At 57.0% G+C, this 263-nt stretch carries 1 protein-coding gene; it reads right to left on the minus strand.

The features are described 5' to 3' along the window. Positions 1-240 (minus strand): nitroreductase family protein (locus SB756_RS31375; RefSeq protein ID WP_410913406.1); only part of this gene is annotated, 240 nt, incomplete at its 3' end. Positions 241-263 lie beyond the last annotated feature (23 nt).

The raw sequence follows: 263 nt of genomic DNA on the forward strand, positions 1-263 counted from the left end.
GGTCAGGGTTTTTTGCAGATTGCCGCTGGAAAGCGCCGGGCGCAGACGTTCTTTTCCCTCTGCAGTGCGGATAAACACGATACGTGCCGGAGAACAGTTAGCTGATGTCGGCCCCCATTTCATCAGGGCATAAATCTCCCGTAACGTCTCATCGCTGACGGGTGTCTCCCGCCAGCCGTTGTGAGTGCGGGCATCGGTGAACAGGGTGCTAAGCGCACCTGGGCTAACGGCTTCGTTCATAGCAATTCCTTACAGGGCGGCTT

Source organism: Pseudomonas sp. SIMBA_068 (assembly GCF_046534705.1).
Taxonomy (GTDB): Bacteria; Pseudomonadota; Gammaproteobacteria; order Pseudomonadales; family Pseudomonadaceae; genus Aquipseudomonas; species Aquipseudomonas putida.